Below are 16,334 nucleotides of genomic sequence, written 5' to 3'. Positions count from 1 at the left end.
ATGAGCCAGAACGTTTATCAATTTATCGACCTGCAGCGTGTTGATCCGCCAAAGAAACCGCTGAAGATCCGCAAAATCGAGTTCGTCGAGATCTACGAACCGTTTTCGGAAACCCAGGCCAAGGCCCAGGCGGACCGCTGTCTGTCCTGCGGCAACCCGTATTGCGAGTGGAAGTGCCCGGTGCACAACTACATCCCGAACTGGCTGAAGCTGGCCAACGAAGGCCGCATCATGGAAGCGGCGGACCTGGCGCATCAGACCAACAGCCTGCCGGAAGTGTGCGGCCGCGTGTGCCCGCAGGATCGCCTGTGCGAAGGCTCCTGCACCCTGAACGACGAATTCGGCGCGGTCACCATCGGCAATATCGAGCGCTACATCAGCGATAAGGCCATCGAAATGGGCTGGAAGCCGGACATGTCACACGTGCAGCCGACCGGCAAGCGCGTGGCGATCGTCGGCGCCGGCCCTGCCGGGCTGGCCTGCGCCGACGTGTTGACCCGCAACGGCGTCAAAGCGGTGGTGTATGACCGTCATCCTGAGATCGGCGGCCTGCTGACCTTCGGCATCCCGGCCTTCAAGCTGGAAAAGGAAGTGATGGTCAAACGCCGCGGCATTTTCAGCGAGATGGGCATCGAGTTCCAGCTGAACACCGAAGTGGGCAAAGACGTCAGCATGGAGACCTTGCTGAGCGAGTACGATGCGGTATTCCTCGGCGTCGGCACCTATCAGTCGATGCGCGGCGGCCTGGAGAGCGAGGAAGCGCAGGGCGTGTACGACGCGCTGCCGTTCCTGATCGCCAACACCAAGCAGCTGATGGGGTATGAAGCCGATCAGCACGAGCCTTACGTCAGCATGGAAGGCAAGCGGGTGGTGGTGCTGGGCGGCGGCGATACCGCCATGGACTGCGTGCGCACCTCGGTGCGCCAGGGCGCGACGCAGGTCATCTGCGCCTACCGCCGCGACGAAGCCAACATGCCGGGCTCCAAGCGCGAAGTGAAGAACGCCCGGGAAGAAGGGGTGGACTTCCAGTTCAACCTGCAGCCGCTGAGCATCGAACTGAACAGCGCCGGCCGCGTGGCCGGGGTGAAAATGGTGCGCACCCAGCTGGGCGCGCCGGATGCCAACGGCCGTCAGGCGGCGGAGCAGGTACCGGGTTCCGAACACGTGATCGACGCGGACGCGGTGGTGATGGCGTTCGGCTTCCGCCCGCACCGCATGGACTGGCTGGCGGCGCACGACGTGCAGCTCGATAAACAGGGCCGCATCCTGGCGCCGGAAGGTAGCGACAACGCGTTCCAGACCAGCAACCCGAAAATTTTCGCTGGCGGCGACGCGGTGCGCGGCTCCGACCTGGTGGTGACAGCGATTGCCGAAGGCCGCAAAGCGGCAGATGGCATCATGAACTACCTGGAAGTGTAAACCTTCCGTACCATCGGAGGCCCGGCATATTGCCGGGCCTCCGTTTTTAGCCTGCCACGCTTTGTCACCCCTCCCCTCTCCTCACCGTCTCAACGCGCTATAGTATTGAGTTGGCACCATTGCGGGGCGCGGCTGCGCCTGACACCGAAATAAGGATAGCGAACATGAAATGCTCCATTTCCCTGTTGGCCGGCGCGCTGCTGGCCGTCAGTTTCAGCGCTTCAGCCATGGCGCTGGATTCGCAGGAGGTTGGTTACAATATCGAAGCGCGCGGCGCGCGGCCGGTCGTGGCTCAGTTAGGCAAGGCCGGGCAGTTCAACGCCGTGGAAAACAGCATCCGGCTGGGGGACGACAATTGGATTGCCCTGGCGCCCAAGCTGGCCGGCGGCGGCAATGCCGGCTTTACCGCCGGCATCAAATCGGCCCTCTCCGCCGCCCTGATCTACAATCCGGCGGCGGTGTTGCAGGCGCTCAACAAAGGCAACGATCTGCCGCTCAATGACATTTGCACCGCGCCGCCGGAAGTGCAAGGCGACACCGCCGTCACCAGTTTCCGCCAGCGCGCAACCCGTGCCTTGTCCACCGTGCGCGTAGGCGATCTCAGCGCGCCGCGCGATGCCTGCATTGCCGCCTTGAAAGGCTGATTCATTTCTGCCGGGCAAAAAAAAAGCACCCCATGAGGTGCTTTTTCGTTTGTTCGCGCGGGCTTATTTCACCACGCGCAGCGCCGGGCGGCCACCGCGCGGCGGCTGCGGCGGTTCGTCGTCCGGGCCGTTGTCTTCCGCGGTGTCCGGGCGATCGCCGTCGATCACCGACATCAGCGTTTCCGAAGGGATCGTCTCATTGTCCAGGCCTTCGAACACGCCTTCGCTCTCGTCGTAGGCGGCTTCCAGTTCGAACATCGTGCCGGCGCCGTTTTCACGCGCATAGATCGCCAACACGGCGGCCATCGGCACCGAAACCTGACGCGGCACGCCGCCGAAGCGCGCGTTGAACTGCACGTCTTCGTTGCCCAACGCCAGGTTGCCTACCGCGCGCGGCGCGATATTCAGCACGATCTGGCCGTCACGCGCGAACTCCATCGGCACCTGCACGTCCGGGCAAGTCACGTCGACCACCAGGTGCGGCGTCAGCTGGTTATCCAGCAGCCAGTCGTAGAACGCCCGCAGCAGATACGGGCGACGCGGCGTCATCTGAGACATGTCCATCGCGCTTAGCCCCGGGTCTGCAGGCGCATTTCACGCTCGGCTTCGGTCAGGGAAGCCAGGAAGGCGTCGCGCTCGAAGACGCGGGTCATGTAGCCTTTCAGCTCTTTGGAGCCGGCACCGCTCAATTCGATGCCCAGCTGCGGCAGACGCCACAACAGCGGCGCCAGGTAGCAATCCACCAGGCTGAACTCTTCGCTCATGAAATACGGCGTCTGACCGAAGATCGGCGCGATCGCCAGCAGCTCTTCACGCAGTTGGCGACGGGCGGATTCCGCTTCCTGACCGCTGCTCTTCTCGATCTTGTCCATCAGCGAGTACCAGTTCTTCTCGATGCGCAGCATCATCAGACGGCTCTCGCCACGGGCAACCGGGTAAACCGGCATCAGCGGCGGGTGCGGGAAACGCTCATCCAGGTATTCCATGATGATGCGGGATTCATACAGGGTCAGTTCGCGATCGACCAGCGTAGGCACCGTCTGGTAAGGGTTGAGGTCAATCAGATCTTGCGGCAGGTTATCCATTTCGACCTGCTCGATCTCGACGCTGACACCTTTCTCCGCCAGTACGATGCGTACTTGATGGCTAAAAATGTCGGTCGGGCCAGAGAACAGCGTCATTACCGAACGTTTGTTGGCAGCGACAGCCATGAAAACCTCCAAGTTATCTAGAAAATACTGCGAATAGCCAACTGACAGGCTGCTATCCTGAATAATCTTGCCGCAGGCCGGCAGCACGCAGCGCGACCCGAGCCCATGAAAAACCGGCCCAGGGGGTCAACTGCACGGCGAACAGGCGCAAAAGTGGGTGATAGTTTACCAGATTTTGCTTGTTTTGTGGGGGCGGTGCGGCGAATTCATGTTGAATTGTCTGATATACCACAGATTTTAGTCGGGGATGGCGGATTTCAGGCATAAAAAAACCCGGTGAAGCACCGGGTTTTTTGCGTAAATCGCACTGCCGAAGCAGCGAAAATTAACGCTTGGAGAACTGCGGACGACGACGTGCTTTACGCAGACCGACTTTCTTACGTTCAACCTGACGAGCGTCACGGGTGACGAAGCCAGCTTTACGCAGTTCAGAACGCAGAGTCTCATCGTATTCCATCAGTGCACGGGTGATACCGTGACGGATAGCGCCAGCTTGACCGGAGATACCACCACCTTTAACGGTGATGTACAGATCCAGTTTGCCAACCATGTCGACCAGTTCCAGCGGCTGACGAACTACCATGCGGGCAGTTTCGCGACCGAAGTACTGTTCCAGGCTGCGCTGGTTGATAACGATGTTACCGTTGCCCGGCTTGATGAAGACGCGAGCGGCGGAGCTTTTGCGGCGACCAGTGCCGTAGTATTGATTTTCAGCCATTGCCATTAATCCCGATTAAATGTCCAGAACTTGCGGTTGCTGTGCCGCGTGATTGTGCTCGGTGCCCGCGTAAACTTTCAGTTTACGGAACATAGCACGACCCAGCGGGCCCTTTGGCAGCATGCCTTTAACCGCGATTTCAATCACGCGCTCAGGACGGCGGGCAATCATCTCTTCAAAGGTCGCTTGCTTGATACCACCGATGTGGCCGGTGTGGTGGTAGTACACTTTGTCTGTACGCTTGTTGCCGGTTACAGCAACTTTGTCAGCGTTCAGAACGATGATGTAATCACCGGTATCCACGTGCGGGGTGTATTCCGCTTTATGCTTGCCGCGCAGGCGACGAGCCAGTTCAGTAGCGAGACGGCCTAAAGTTTTACCATCTGCATCAACAACGTACCAGTCGCGTTTTACGGTTTCTGGTTTAGCTGTAAAAGTTTTCATTAGAAAGCTTACCCAATAATTAGTTACACGTTGGTGAACACCCAAACGCTCGAAAACAGTTGAGGCTCACACGACCATACAAGTCCAGCAAACCTACCCCTTCGAATAGCCATTGCCGGCACTATAAAGTTTTTGGGAAAAAAAACTTTGTTGTAACGTGGGGTCGCAAGATTATAGAGAAGTCGCTCACAAAGATCGAACGGTTTTTGAATGGAAAATAAATTTATCGCCGGCGGCAGGCAACCGGCGATAGGCCCGGCGTACTCAGGGCAGATGCGGCAGCTTGAGGTACTCTTCGCTCTGCATTTCCTGCAGGCGCGACAGGCAGCGCTGGTACTCGAATTTAAGCCGTTCCCCTTGGTAGATCTCGAACATCGACGCCTCGGCGCCGATCACCAGCTTGACGTGCCGCTCGTAGAATTCGTCCACCAGCGCCAGGAAACGGCGCGCGGTATTCTCTTTCAGCGGCCCCATCACCTGCACATTATACAGGATCACGCTGTGATACAGTCGCGACAACGCAATGTAATCCAGCTGGCTGCGCGCCTCTTCGCACAGCGTGTGGAAATCCACCGCCAGCACGCCGTCCACCGAACGAATGGCCTGCAGCGGCCGATGGTTGATCTGCAGCACCGGCGCCTCCTCCCCCGCCTTGCCCGCCAGTTTGACAAACATCCGATCCAGGGTCGCGCGCGTCTGGTCGTTCAGCGGCGTCAGATAGAGGTGAGCCTGGGTCAGGGTGCGCAGACGATAGTCGATGCCGGCGTCGACGTTCATCACGTCGCAGAACTCGTTGATCAGATCGATAGCCGGCAGGAAACGCGCCCGCTGCAGGCCGTTGCGATACAGATCGTCCGGCGGGATGTTCGACGTGGCCACCAGCGTGATGCCGCGGGCGAACAGCGCCTGCAGCAGCGTGGCCAGCAACATGGCGTCGGTGATGTCAGACACGAAGAATTCGTCGAAGCACAATACGTCGGTTTCGGCCTTGAAGCCGTCGGCGACGATGTCCAGTGGGTTTTCCCGCCCTTGCAGTTCGGTCAGCTCTTCATGCACCCGCAGCATGAAGCGGTGGAAGTGCAGACGCATTTTGCGATCGCCCGGCAGGCTGTGGAAGAACATGTCCATCAACCAGGTTTTGCCGCGCCCGACGCCGCCCCACATATACAGCCCCTGCACCGGGCGCTGCGGCGCCGTTTCGCCGCCTTTGCCCAGCAAACGGCTGAGCTTGCCGCGCAGCCCGCCGGCCGGCGCGCTCGCCGCCGGTTTTTGCAGCAAGGCCTGATAAATGCGATCCAGTTGAGTGACGGCCCGGCGTTGAACCTCATCGGCCTGATATTCCCCCGCCTCCAGCGCCTGCTGGTAGCGAGATAACGGTGATAGTGCCTGCATCTGTTCGATGTTCCCTAAGAACGCTTAGAAATTATTTAGCCAACGTTGGCGGCAAGTTGATGCCGATTCGCACCGTTATCGCCACAAATGCCCGCTGCGGGCGCCGCTGAAAACCCTGTAAACACTGGGTGGAAGCGCATCAGGATTCCACTCTGACAAGGTTAACGGTTATAGTGGATATTATTAAGTGAAAAATCCCTGCGGAACAACGAAGTCAAAATAGGAGTCATCATGACCTGGGAGTATGCGCTGATTGGTTTGGTCGTCGGTATCGTGATTGGTGCGGTGGCGATGCGTTTTGGCAACCGTAAATTACGTCAACAACAAGTCCTGCAGAACGAGCTGGACAAGAGCAAAACCGAGCTGGAAGAGTACCGTCAGGAGCTGGTCGGCCACTTTGCCCGCAGCGCCGAGCTGCTGGACAACATGGCGCGCGATTATCGTCAGCTGTATCAGCATATGGCGAAAAGCTCCAACAACCTGCTGCCGGATCTGCCGATGCAGGAGAACCCGTTCCGCTATCGCCTGACCGAAGCGGAAGCGGACAACGATCAGGCGCCGGTGGAAATGCCGCGCGACTATTCTGAAGGGGCCTCCGGCCTGCTGCGCGGCCAAAGCGCACGCCGCGACTGATACCCCTTCTTCACCCGCGGGGCCACCCGCGGGTTTACCCCGTTTGTGCCTTATTGACCTTCCTTCGCATTACCTTTACTGAACTTTGCACGCAAATTCACGGTCTTACCCTTCACTATGACAAGGTGATTGCCTTATCATCAAATTTTCATCGGCAGGTATTGAGAGAGTTATCATCAATGAAGAAAAAGTCGTTAATTCTTAGTGCATTGGCAATGAGCCTCGGCCTGGCGCTCAGCGCCGCACCGGTGGCCAACGCGGCCCTGCCCGTCGCCGTTCAGGGGCAGCCGCTGCCGAGCCTGGCGCCGATGCTGGAAAAAGTCTTGCCCGCCGTCGTGAGCGTGCATGTCGCCGGCACCCAGGTGCAGCGTCAACAGCTGCCGGAAGAGTTCAGACGCTTCTTCGGCCCCAATTTCCCCGGTCAGCAGCAGAGCTCCCGCCCGTTTGAAGGGCTGGGCTCCGGCGTCATCATCGACGCTGCCAAAGGCTACGTGCTGACCAACAACCACGTCATCAACAACGCCGATAAAATCCGCGTGCAGTTGAACGACGGCCGCGAACTGGACGCCAAACTGGTCGGCCGTGATGAGCAATCCGACATCGCCCTGCTGCAGCTCAGCGACACCAAAAACCTGACCGCCATCAAGATGGCCGATTCCGATCAGCTGCGCGTCGGCGACTTCGCCGTGGCGGTCGGCAACCCGTTTGGCCTGGGCCAAACCGCCACCTCCGGCATCATTTCGGCATTGGGCCGCACCGGCCTGAATCTGGAAGGGCTGGAAAACTTCATTCAGACCGACGCCTCGATCAACCGCGGCAACTCCGGCGGCGCGTTGGTTAACCTGAACGGCGAGCTGATCGGCATCAATACCGCCATTCTGGCGCCGAGCGGCGGCAACGTCGGCATCGGCTTCGCCATTCCGAGCAATATGGCGCAGAACCTGAGCCAGCAGCTGATCGAATTCGGCGAAGTGAAACGCGGCCTGCTCGGCATCAAGGGCAGTGAAATGACCCCGGACATGGCTAAAGCCTTCAACACCGACGCGCAGCGCGGCGCCTTCGTCAGCGAAGTGCTGCCGAAATCCGCCGCCGCCAAGGCCGGCATCAAAGCCGGGGATATTCTGGTTTCCGTCGACGGCAAGCCGGTGAACAGCTTCGCCGAACTGCGCGCCAAGGTCGGCACCACCGCGCCGGGCAAAACCCTCAAGGTGGGCCTGCTGCGCGACGGCAAACCGCAGGAAGTCTCGGTCACGCTGGACAACAGCGAGAGCGCCTCGACCAATGCCGAAACGCTGACGCCGGCGCTGCAGGGGGTTTCCCTCAGCAACGGCGCGCTGCCGAGCGGCGACAAGGGCGTGAAGGTGGAGAACGTGGATAAAGGCTCGACGGCAGCGCAAATCGGCCTGCAAAAAGGCGACGTGATCATCGGCGTCAACCGCCAGCGCGTGGACAGCATCACCGCGCTGCGCAAGGTGCTGGAAGCCAAACCGCCGGTGATGGCGCTCAATATCGTGCGCGGTAACGAAACCATTTATCTGCTGCTGCGTTAATTTGTGCAAAAACCGGGCTCGGTGGCATACTGCGCCCGGTTAACTCATGCTATCCTCCGAACATCGTTCACCACACCACGAAAACTCCATGTTTGCTAAGCTCTTGCGTTCTGTCGTTATCGGTCTCATCGTTGCCGGCCTGCTGTTGGCCGCTCTGCCCGTGCTGCGCTCTTCCAACGGCCTGTTTGCAGAGAAAACCGAGAATACCAGCGACGAAACGCCGGTGAGCTACAACAAAGCGGTGCGCCGAGCCGCGCCCGCCGTGGTGAACATCTACAACCGCAACCTGAACGGCGCCGCCAACGTGCTGTCGCTCGGTTCCGGCGTGATCATGAACGAACGCGGCTATATCATCACCAACCGCCACGTGATCAAAGACGCTCAGCAGATCACCGTGGTGTTGCAGGATGGCCGCCGCTACGAAGCGCTGCTGGTCGGCTCCGACGGCCTGACCGATTTGGCGGTGCTGAAGATCGATCCCGGCAACCTGCCGGTGATCCCGACCAACAAAAATCGCGTTGCCCACGTCGGCGACGTGGTGCTGGCAATCGGCAACCCGTACAACCTGGGGCAGACCGTGACTCAGGGCATCCTCAGCGCCACCGGGCGTATCAGTATGAGCACCACCGGCCGGCAGACATTCCTGCAGACCGATGCCTCAATCAACCGCGGCAACTCCGGCGGCGCGCTGGTCAACTCGCTGGGCGAGCTGATCGGCATCAATACCCTGACCTATGACAAAATCACCGACGGCGAAACGCCGGAGGGCCTCGGCTTCGCCATTCCGATCGAACTGGCCACCAAAATCATGGACAAGCTGATCCGCGACGGCCGCGTTATCCGCGGCTATTTCGGCATTCAGGGCAAAGAAATCATTCCGCTGCGTTCCTCCAATTCCGGCATCGATCGCCTGCAGGGCATCATCGTGACCGAAATCACGCCGAACGGCCCGGCGAGCAGCGCCGGTTTCCAGATCAACGACATCATCATCAACGTGGATAACAAACCGGCGGTGTCCGTGCTGGAGACCATGGATCAAGTGGCGGAGATCAGGCCAGGCACCGAGATACCGGTTATCGTGCTGCGCGACGGCAAACGCATTACGTTGAAAATGACGGTGGGCGAATTCCCGGAAGACAACAATTAAAAAAGGGCCGGCATTGATAGCCGGCCCTTTGATTTTCATCCTGCCGACGCAGCCGCGCCGGCGCTAATGACTTACTCGCCTTTCACGCGCTCGATGTTAGCACCCAGCGCGCGCAGCTTGTCTTCAATACGCTCATAGCCGCGATCGATGTGGTAGATGCGATCGACGACGGTCACGCCATCGGCGATGCAGCCGGCGATCACCAGGCTGGCAGAAGCGCGCAGATCGGTCGCCATCACCTGAGCGCCGGACAGCTGTTCAACGCCGTGGCAGATCACGGTGTTGCTCTCGATTTCCGCGTGCGCGCCCATGCGGATCAGTTCCGGCACGTGCATAAAGCGGTTTTCGAAGATGGTCTCGGTGATGACGCCGGTGCCTTCCGCCACCAGGTTCAGCAGGCTGAACTGGGCCTGCATGTCGGTCGGGAAGCCCGGGTGCGGCGCGGTGCGCACGGTGACCGCTTTCGGGCGTTTGCCGTGCATGTCCAGGCTGATCCAGTCCTCGCCCACTTCGATATCGGCACCGGCTTCGCGCAGCTTGGCCAGCACCGCATCCAGCGTGTCCGGACGGGTGTTGCGGCACATCACTTTGCCGCCGGAAACCGCGGCGGCGATCAGGAAGGTGCCGGTTTCGATGCGGTCAGGCAGCACGCGGTACACGCCGCCGCCCAGACGCTCGACGCCCTCGATGGTGATCTTGTCGCTGCCGGCGCCGCTGATCTTCGCGCCCAGCGTATTGAGGAAGTTGGCGGTATCGACAATTTCCGGCTCACGCGCGGCGTTCTCGATAACGGTGGTGCCGGTCGCCAGGGTCGCGGCGCTCATGATGGTCACGGTCGCGCCCACGCTCACCTTGTCCATGACGATGTGCGCGCCCTTCAGGCGGCCCTCGACGGACGCTTTGACGTAGCCTTCTTCCAGCTTGATCTCGGCACCCAGCTGCTCGAGGCCGGTGATGTGCAGATCGACCGGACGCGCGCCGATCGCACAGCCGCCCGGCAGGGAAACCTGACCGCGGCCGAAACGCGCCACCAGCGGCCCCAGCGCCCAGATGGAAGCGCGCATGGTTTTCACCAGATCGTAAGGGGCGCAGAACTCGTTCACGCCGCTGGCGTCCACGAAGACCGAACCGTTGCGCTCAATCTTGGTACCCAACTGGTTGAGTAGTTTAATGGTGGTGTCGATGTCCTTCAGTTTGGGGACATTCTGCAGCTCGACCGGCTCTTCCGCCAACAGGGCGGCGAACAGGATCGGCAGGGCGGCGTTTTTGGCCCCGGAAATAGACACTTCACCGCTCAGGCGAGTCCGACCCTGCACACGAAATTTATCCATCTGACTACTCTCTGTTATCTAATCTGAAGCTGCCCGCCCGGCAGGGCAAACAGCCTTAAAATCCGTTGAGTTTGCGGTCTCGCTGCCACTCTTCAGGGGTGTACGCCTTGATAGACAAGGCATGAATGCGGTTGTCCGCAATGTATTCCATCAGCGGTGCGTAAACCGTCTGCTGTTTTTTGACGCGGCTCATGCCGGCGAACAATTCGCCGACCACGATCGCCTGGAAATGGCTGCCGTCGCCCGTCACATGTACTTCATCCAGTGCCAATGCCTGCATCAGCACGTCTTTAATCTCGTTGGTTTCCATAGTATCCAGTTCTGCCGCTAAAGGATCATAAACAGCCTAGTATCTTAGTGGAATACGATGTTTTCTTAAACTAAAGAAAAAGCCCCTGCATAACAGGGGCTTTGTATCGTTTTACCACGCAAGGGCGGCGTAAAACGCCGCTAACCGGCGGTATCGACAGGCATTATCGCCTGCAGGTTGTAGAGCGCAATCAGCGTTTTCAGGCGCTCGGTGGCGCCGAAAATTTTCAGCGCGACGCCGCGCTCGCGCTGCTCTTCCTGCAGATGCAGCAACAGCGCCAGCCCGGCGGAGTCTACGCGCTGCAGTTGCGCCACGTCGATCGCGGTTTTATCCGCCATCAGCGCGTCGCGCTGCCGCCACAGCGGCTGCAGCGTTTCCCGGTCCAGTTCACCGCGCAGGATCAGCGTCTGCTGCTCTGATTCGAAGCTGAGCGCTGCCGACATCAGTTTTTCTTGTCCAGCGTGATAGGCTGCGCGGCGGCGGCCTGCAGCTGTTTGGTCAGGCCGTCGATGCCCTGAGTACGCAGCGTGGACGCCCACTCGTTCTGCTTGGTGGTGATCATGCTGACGCCTTCGGCGATCATGTCATAGGCCTGCCAATAGCCGGTTTTGCTGTTCTTGCGCCATTGGAAATCCAGACGCACCGGCGGGCGGCCGCCGTTGTCGATGATGGTGACGCGAATAGCCACGATGTCGGCATTGCCCAGCGGCTGTTCAGGCGCGATCTGGTAAGTCTGGCCGTGATACATCGCCAGCGCCTGGCCGTAAGCCTGCTCCAGGTAAGCCTGGAAGGCGGTGAAGTAAGCTTCGCGCTGCGCAGGCGTCGCCTCTTTGTAGTAGCGCCCCAGCACCAGCGCGCCGGCGTATTTCACCTGCACGAACGGCATCAGTTCCTGATGCACGATGGAGCGCAGGTAGTTCGGGTCCTGCTTGATCTTCGGCTGTTCATTCTTCAAACGGCTGAAGGTCTTCTGCGCCGCGTCTTGCATCATGCTGTAAGGATTGGTTTGGTCGGCTGCGCTCGCCAGCGGTGCAACCACCAGCAGAGCCACCATCAGTAAACGTTTAAACATGCAGGTATCCTCTCTTAATGATTTGGAACAGCGGGTTGCGGTGCGGCGCCGGCAGCCGGCTCAGCGGCCGCGTCTCCCGGTTTGGCGCTGTCCTGACCGCCGCTTTTATACAGGAACTGGCCGATCAGGTCTTCCAGAACCATGGCTGATTTGGTGTCCTGAATGGTGCCGCCGTCTTTCAGGATGGCGGTGCCCATATCAGGATCTTCGAAGCCCACGTTAAGCGCCAGATATTGCTCGCCCAGCAGGCCGGAGGTGCGGATCGCCAGCGAGCTGGTATCCGGGATTTGGTCGTACTTTTTCTGGATATCCAGCGCCACGCGCGGCGTGTAGGTTTTCGAATCGAGTTCGATGTCCGCCACGCGGCCGATCACCACGCCGCCAATCTTCACCGGCGAACGCGGTTTCAGGCCGCCGATGTTGTCGAACGTCGCGTAAATGCGGTAGGTCGGCTCGCTGCCGATCGATTTAAGGTTCGCCACCTGCAGGCAGATAAACACGATGGCGCACAGCGCGATCAGCATAAATGCCCCAACCCAGATTTCACTCTTCTTCGTTTGCATCGAATCAATTCCCAAACATCAGTGCTGTCAGCACGAAATCCAATCCCAACACCGCCAGTGACGAATGCACCACGGTACGCGTCGTCGCCCGGCTAATCCCTTCAGAGGTAGGCACGGCGTCGTACCCGTTGAAAATGGCAATCCAGGTTACGGTAATGGCGAATACCACGCTTTTGATCAGGCAGTTGAGCAGATCTTTTTTCCACTCTACGGCGCCCTGCATCGCCGACCAGAAGAAGCCGCTGTCGATGCCCTTCCAGTCCACGCCGACCACCGAACCGCCCCAGATGCCGATCGCCACGAAAATGATGGTCAACAGCGGCATGCTGATCAGCCCCGCCCAGAAACGCGGCGCCACGATGCGCCGCAGCGGATCGACCGCCATCATCTCCAGGCTGGAGATCTGCTCCGTCGCCTTCATCAGGCCGATTTCCGCCGTCAGCGCGGAACCGGCGCGGCCGGCGAACAGCAGCGCCGTCACCACCGGCCCCAGCTCGCGCAGCAGCGACAGCGCCACCATCATGCCGAGGCTGGCCTCGGCGCTGTAGGTGGTGAGCACGATATAGCCCTGCAGGCCCAGCACCATGCCGATGAACAGCCCGGAGACCATGATGATCAGCAGCGACTGCACGCCGACGCTGTAGAGCTGTTTCAACAACAGCGGCCACTGCTTGCCGGGTTCCGGCCGGCCAATCAACGCGTTGAACAGCATCAACCCGGCGCGGCCGAAGCTGGCGCTGGTGTTGATGCCACTGCGCCCCAACGACGCTAACGCTCTTAATAACATGAGCTTATTTACTCCCTAAGCCTAGCAGTTCGGTCTGATAATCCCCGGCCGGATAGCGGAACGGCACCGGCCCATCCGCTATACCATCCAGAAACTGGCGCACGCGCGCATCAGGATTGTTCTGCAATTGCTGCGTGGTGCCTTCGGCGATCACCCGGTGATCGGCCACGATATAGGCGTAGTCGGCGATGCTCAGCACCTCCGGCACGTCGTGCGACACCACGATGCAGGTAATGCCCAGCGCATGGTTCAGCTCATCGATCAGCTTGACCAGCACCCCCATGGTGATCGGATCCTGGCCGACGAAAGGTTCGTCGAACATGATCATCTCAGGGTCCAGCGCGATCGCGCGCGCCAACGCCGCCCGGCGCGCCATGCCGCCGGAAAGCTCATTGGGCATCAGCTGGGCCGCGCCGCGCAGCCCCACCGCTTCCAGCTTCATCAGCACCGTGCTGCGCAGCAGGGGTTCAGGCAGGTTGCTGTGCTCGCGCAGCGGGTAGGCCACGTTTTCGAACACGGTCAAATCGGTGAACAGTGCGCCCGACTGGAACAGCATGCTCATCTTTTTGCGCGCGTCATATAACTGACGGCGGGACAACGCGGGAATGTTGTCGCCGTCGAACCAAATCTCCCCGCTGTCCGGCGCCAGCTGGCCGCCTATCAGGCGCAGCAGCGTGGTTTTGCCGATGCCCGATGGCCCCATGATCGCCGTGACCTTACCGCGAGGCACCGTCAGGTTGATGTCTTCAAATATCCGTCGGTCGCCGCGCGAGAAGCTCATGTCGCGCACTTCGACCAAATTATCTGCCTTTTGGAGCATGTTAATGGACCCTTTACGACTCATCTTTTGCTGAATCTACCCGTGATGTTAAAGCAATGGGCGCAATCCGTCTCATCTTTACAAAAACTTACTGCCATTTCGCAACCAATGGTGCCATTGGTTTTACTTTTCCGCGCCACCCGGTCAAAATTGGCGCCATAACGAAAAAAAACGAAACTGTTCAACTATTAGCCGGGAAAAACCGTTGCTGCGGCTCACGCGCGCGCAACGGAGGGCAAGCAATACCGCCGCATTGACGGCTTTAACCAACGAACCGGGATAATACCCGACAAAGGACCCTGCATGTTTCTCGCGATAGCATTATTAATCGTTGGTTTATTTCTACTGGTGTATGGTGCAGACCGCTTAGTTTATGGTGCTGCCGTGATTTCCCGCTCGCTCGGCGTCCCGCCGTTGATCATCGGCATGACCATCGTCGGCATCGGCACTTCGCTGCCGGAGCTGATCGTGTCCACCACCGCCGCGCTGAACGGGCAGATAGATATGGCCGTTGGCAACGTATTAGGTTCCAACATCACCAACATCTTATTGATCCTGGGTGTGGCGGCGCTGATTCACCCGCTGGCCGCGCGTTCCGAGATACTGCGGCGCGAACTGCCGTTGATGTTAGCGGTCACAGTATTGTGCGGTTTCGTGTTGATGGACGGCACCCTGAGCAGGCTGGACGGCGTGCTGCTGCTGGCCGCCGCCGCCGGCTTCATCCTGCTGATGCTGAAAATCGCCCGGCTGGCGCAGCGCGAGGGCAGCGACAGCCTGACCATGGAGCAGATCGCCGAGCTGCCGCAGGACAGCAGCAACACCGTGGCGGTGCTGTGGCTGGTGCTGGCGTTTATCATTCTGCCGCTCTCTTCCAGAATGGTGGTCGATAACGCGACGGTGATTGCGCACTATTTCGGCCTGAGCGAACTGGTGGTCGGCTTGACCATTATCGCCATCGGCACCAGCCTGCCCGAATTGGCTACCTCCATCGCCGGGGCGCTGAAGGGCGAGGATGATATGGCGATTGGAAATATCATCGGCTCCAATATTTTCAACACGGTGATCGTGCTGGGCGTCCCCGCCCTGCTGTCGCCGGGCAGCGTAGACGCCGCCGCCTTCCAGCGCGATTACTGGGTGATGCTGGCGGCCAGCGTGCTGCTGAGCGTACTGTGCATCGGCCGCAAGCATCGCATCGGTCACCTGGCGGGCGCTCTGTTATTATGTGGCTTTATTGCGTATCTTGCGGTGCTGTTCTTTAACCCTTTCAGTACTTTCGGCTAAACCGACGGGAATGAGTATGTCGAACATTGAGTTGCAACCGGGCTTCGATTTTCAGCAGGCCGGCAAAGAAGTGCTTCAGATAGAGCGTGAAGGGCTGGCTCAGCTCGACAGCTACATCAACGCAGACTTCACCCGCGCCTGCGAAACGATCGCCGCCTGCGGCGGCAAAGTGGTGGTGATGGGCATGGGCAAATCCGGCCATATCGGCTGCAAGATCGCCGCGACCTTCGCCAGCACCGGCACCCCCTCATTCTTCGTTCACCCGGCGGAGGCCAGCCATGGCGATTTGGGCATGGTCACCCCGCAGGACATCGTGCTCGCCATCTCCAACTCCGGCGAGTCCAGCGAGATCCTGGCGCTGATCCCGGTATTGAAACGCCAGCAGATCACCCTCATCTGTATGACCAACAATCCGGAAAGCTCGATGGGCAAGGCGGCGGATATCCACCTGTGCATCAAGGTGCCGCAGGAAGCCTGCCCGCTGGGGCTGGCGCCGACCACCAGCACCACCGCCACGCTGGTGATGGGCGATGCGCTGGCCGTCGCGCTGCTGAAAGCGCGCGGTTTCACGCAGGAAGATTTCGCGCTGTCGCATCCGGGCGGCGCACTCGGCCGCAAACTGCTGCTGCGGGTTAGCGATATCATGCACAGCGGCGACGAAATGCCCCACGTCAGCGCCGACGCCTCGTTGCGCGACGCGCTGCTGGAAATTACCCGCAAAAATCTGGGCCTGACGGTTGTCTGCGACGATTTGATGAAAATCGCCGGCATCTTCACCGACGGCGACCTGCGCCGGGTATTCGACATGGGCATCAACCTGCACGAGGCGAAGATCGCCGATGTCATGACGCCGGGCGGCGTACGGGTGCGCCCCAACATCCTGGCGGTCGATGCATTGAACCTGATGCAACAACGCCACATCACCGCGCTGCTGGTTGCCGATGGCGACCAGTTGCTGGGTGTGGTACATATGCATGACATGCTGCGCGCCGGCGTCGTTTAATTAAGGAAT

At 59.9% G+C, this 16,334-nt stretch carries 19 protein-coding genes; 7 read left to right on the top strand and 12 right to left on the bottom strand.

Going from position 1 to position 16,334, the window contains the following annotated elements; all coding sequences use genetic code 11:
- Positions 1-1,419, top strand: a complete 1,419-nt coding sequence (locus tag REA38_RS08430; RefSeq protein ID WP_308885653.1) for a glutamate synthase small subunit — start codon at positions 1-3, stop codon at positions 1,417-1,419.
- A 164-nt stretch (positions 1,420-1,583) separates the two neighbouring features.
- Positions 1,584-2,063, top strand: coding sequence for a hypothetical protein (locus tag REA38_RS08425; RefSeq protein WP_033649000.1), 480 nt, complete (start codon positions 1,584-1,586; stop codon positions 2,061-2,063).
- 63 nt (positions 2,064-2,126) lie between these two features.
- On the opposite strand, the gene sspB is transcribed toward REA38_RS08425, so the two are convergent.
- The 5 genes from sspB to zapE all read right to left on the bottom strand — a co-directional run bounded on the left by sspB (position 2,127) and on the right by zapE (position 5,828).
- Complete coding sequence (sspB, locus tag REA38_RS08420; protein WP_308885650.1) at positions 2,127-2,627, bottom strand: ClpXP protease specificity-enhancing factor; 501 nt, start codon at positions 2,625-2,627, stop codon at positions 2,127-2,129.
- 5 nt (positions 2,628-2,632) lie between these two features.
- Positions 2,633-3,274 carry a stringent starvation protein SspA gene (sspA, locus tag REA38_RS08415; RefSeq protein ID WP_025304366.1) on the bottom strand — a complete coding sequence of 214 codons (642 nt, stop codon included), beginning with the start codon at positions 3,272-3,274 and terminating at the stop codon, positions 2,633-2,635.
- A gap of 325 nt (positions 3,275-3,599) precedes the next feature.
- The gene (gene rpsI / locus REA38_RS08410; RefSeq protein ID WP_004937080.1) at positions 3,600-3,992 is read right to left on the bottom strand and encodes a 30S ribosomal protein S9; all 393 of its coding nucleotides are present in this window, start codon (positions 3,990-3,992) and stop codon (positions 3,600-3,602) included.
- A gap of 15 nt (positions 3,993-4,007) precedes the next feature.
- Positions 4,008-4,436: a 50S ribosomal protein L13 gene (gene rplM, locus REA38_RS08405; RefSeq protein WP_004937079.1), complete on the bottom strand. Its 429-nt coding sequence runs from the start codon at positions 4,434-4,436 to the stop codon at positions 4,008-4,010.
- Positions 4,437-4,700: 264 nt separating this feature from the next.
- Positions 4,701-5,828, bottom strand: coding sequence for a cell division protein ZapE (gene zapE, locus REA38_RS08400; protein WP_033648999.1), 1,128 nt, complete (start codon positions 5,826-5,828; stop codon positions 4,701-4,703).
- Between the two features lie 231 nt (positions 5,829-6,059).
- Between zapE and zapG the strand changes: the two genes are divergently transcribed.
- From zapG to degS, 3 genes are all read left to right on the top strand, one after another.
- Positions 6,060-6,461 carry a Z-ring associated protein ZapG gene (zapG, locus tag REA38_RS08395; protein ID WP_004937074.1) on the top strand — a complete coding sequence of 134 codons (402 nt, stop codon included), beginning with the start codon at positions 6,060-6,062 and terminating at the stop codon, positions 6,459-6,461.
- Positions 6,462-6,640: 179 nt separating this feature from the next.
- On the top strand, positions 6,641-8,011 hold the full coding sequence (gene degQ, locus REA38_RS08390; protein ID WP_103799130.1) for a serine endoprotease DegQ: 1,371 nt from the start codon (positions 6,641-6,643) through the stop codon (positions 8,009-8,011).
- An 88-nt stretch (positions 8,012-8,099) separates the two neighbouring features.
- Positions 8,100-9,158 (top strand): outer membrane-stress sensor serine endopeptidase DegS, encoded by a 1,059-nt coding sequence (degS, locus tag REA38_RS08385; protein WP_033636127.1) that lies wholly within the window; start codon positions 8,100-8,102, stop codon positions 9,156-9,158.
- Between the two features lie 71 nt (positions 9,159-9,229).
- Here the strand turns inward: degS and murA are convergent, their stop codons facing one another.
- The 7 genes from murA to mlaF form a co-directional block, all read right to left on the bottom strand.
- Positions 9,230-10,489, bottom strand: a complete 1,260-nt coding sequence (gene murA, locus REA38_RS08380) for a UDP-N-acetylglucosamine 1-carboxyvinyltransferase (protein ID WP_004937068.1) — start codon at positions 10,487-10,489, stop codon at positions 9,230-9,232.
- 55 nt (positions 10,490-10,544) lie between these two features.
- Complete coding sequence (gene ibaG / locus REA38_RS08375) at positions 10,545-10,799, bottom strand: BolA family iron metabolism protein IbaG (protein WP_004937066.1); 255 nt, start codon at positions 10,797-10,799, stop codon at positions 10,545-10,547.
- Between the two features lie 140 nt (positions 10,800-10,939).
- On the bottom strand, positions 10,940-11,242 hold the full coding sequence (gene mlaB, locus REA38_RS08370; RefSeq protein WP_016930202.1) for a lipid asymmetry maintenance protein MlaB: 303 nt from the start codon (positions 11,240-11,242) through the stop codon (positions 10,940-10,942).
- The gene (gene mlaC / locus REA38_RS08365) at positions 11,242-11,871 is read right to left on the bottom strand and encodes a phospholipid-binding protein MlaC (protein ID WP_047570424.1); all 630 of its coding nucleotides are present in this window, start codon (positions 11,869-11,871) and stop codon (positions 11,242-11,244) included. Before mlaC ends, mlaB begins: the two co-directional genes overlap by 1 nt.
- Positions 11,872-11,885: 14 nt before the next feature.
- The gene (mlaD, locus tag REA38_RS08360; protein WP_033636129.1) at positions 11,886-12,434 is read right to left on the bottom strand and encodes an outer membrane lipid asymmetry maintenance protein MlaD; all 549 of its coding nucleotides are present in this window, start codon (positions 12,432-12,434) and stop codon (positions 11,886-11,888) included.
- A gap of 4 nt (positions 12,435-12,438) precedes the next feature.
- Complete coding sequence (mlaE, locus tag REA38_RS08355; protein ID WP_004937059.1) at positions 12,439-13,221, bottom strand: lipid asymmetry maintenance ABC transporter permease subunit MlaE; 783 nt, start codon at positions 13,219-13,221, stop codon at positions 12,439-12,441.
- Positions 13,222-13,225: 4 nt separating this feature from the next.
- Entirely contained in the window at positions 13,226-14,041 is an 816-nt protein-coding gene (gene mlaF, locus REA38_RS08350) for a phospholipid ABC transporter ATP-binding protein MlaF (RefSeq protein WP_028127533.1), read from the bottom strand.
- A gap of 303 nt (positions 14,042-14,344) precedes the next feature.
- Here mlaF and REA38_RS08345 point away from each other — a divergent pair, with 303 nt between their 5' ends.
- Both REA38_RS08345 and kdsD read left to right on the top strand, forming a co-directional pair.
- Positions 14,345-15,322 (top strand): calcium/sodium antiporter, encoded by a 978-nt coding sequence (locus REA38_RS08345; protein ID WP_025160120.1) that lies wholly within the window; start codon positions 14,345-14,347, stop codon positions 15,320-15,322.
- A 16-nt stretch (positions 15,323-15,338) separates the two neighbouring features.
- The gene (kdsD, locus tag REA38_RS08340; protein WP_033648998.1) at positions 15,339-16,325 is read left to right on the top strand and encodes an arabinose-5-phosphate isomerase KdsD; all 987 of its coding nucleotides are present in this window, start codon (positions 15,339-15,341) and stop codon (positions 16,323-16,325) included.
- Positions 16,326-16,334 lie beyond the last annotated feature (9 nt).

It is taken from the genome of Serratia sp. MF1(2023), assembly GCF_030954545.1.
GTDB classification, from domain to species: domain Bacteria; phylum Pseudomonadota; class Gammaproteobacteria; order Enterobacterales; family Enterobacteriaceae; genus Serratia; species Serratia sarumanii.
This window is presented reverse-complemented; position numbering and strand designations above follow the sequence as displayed.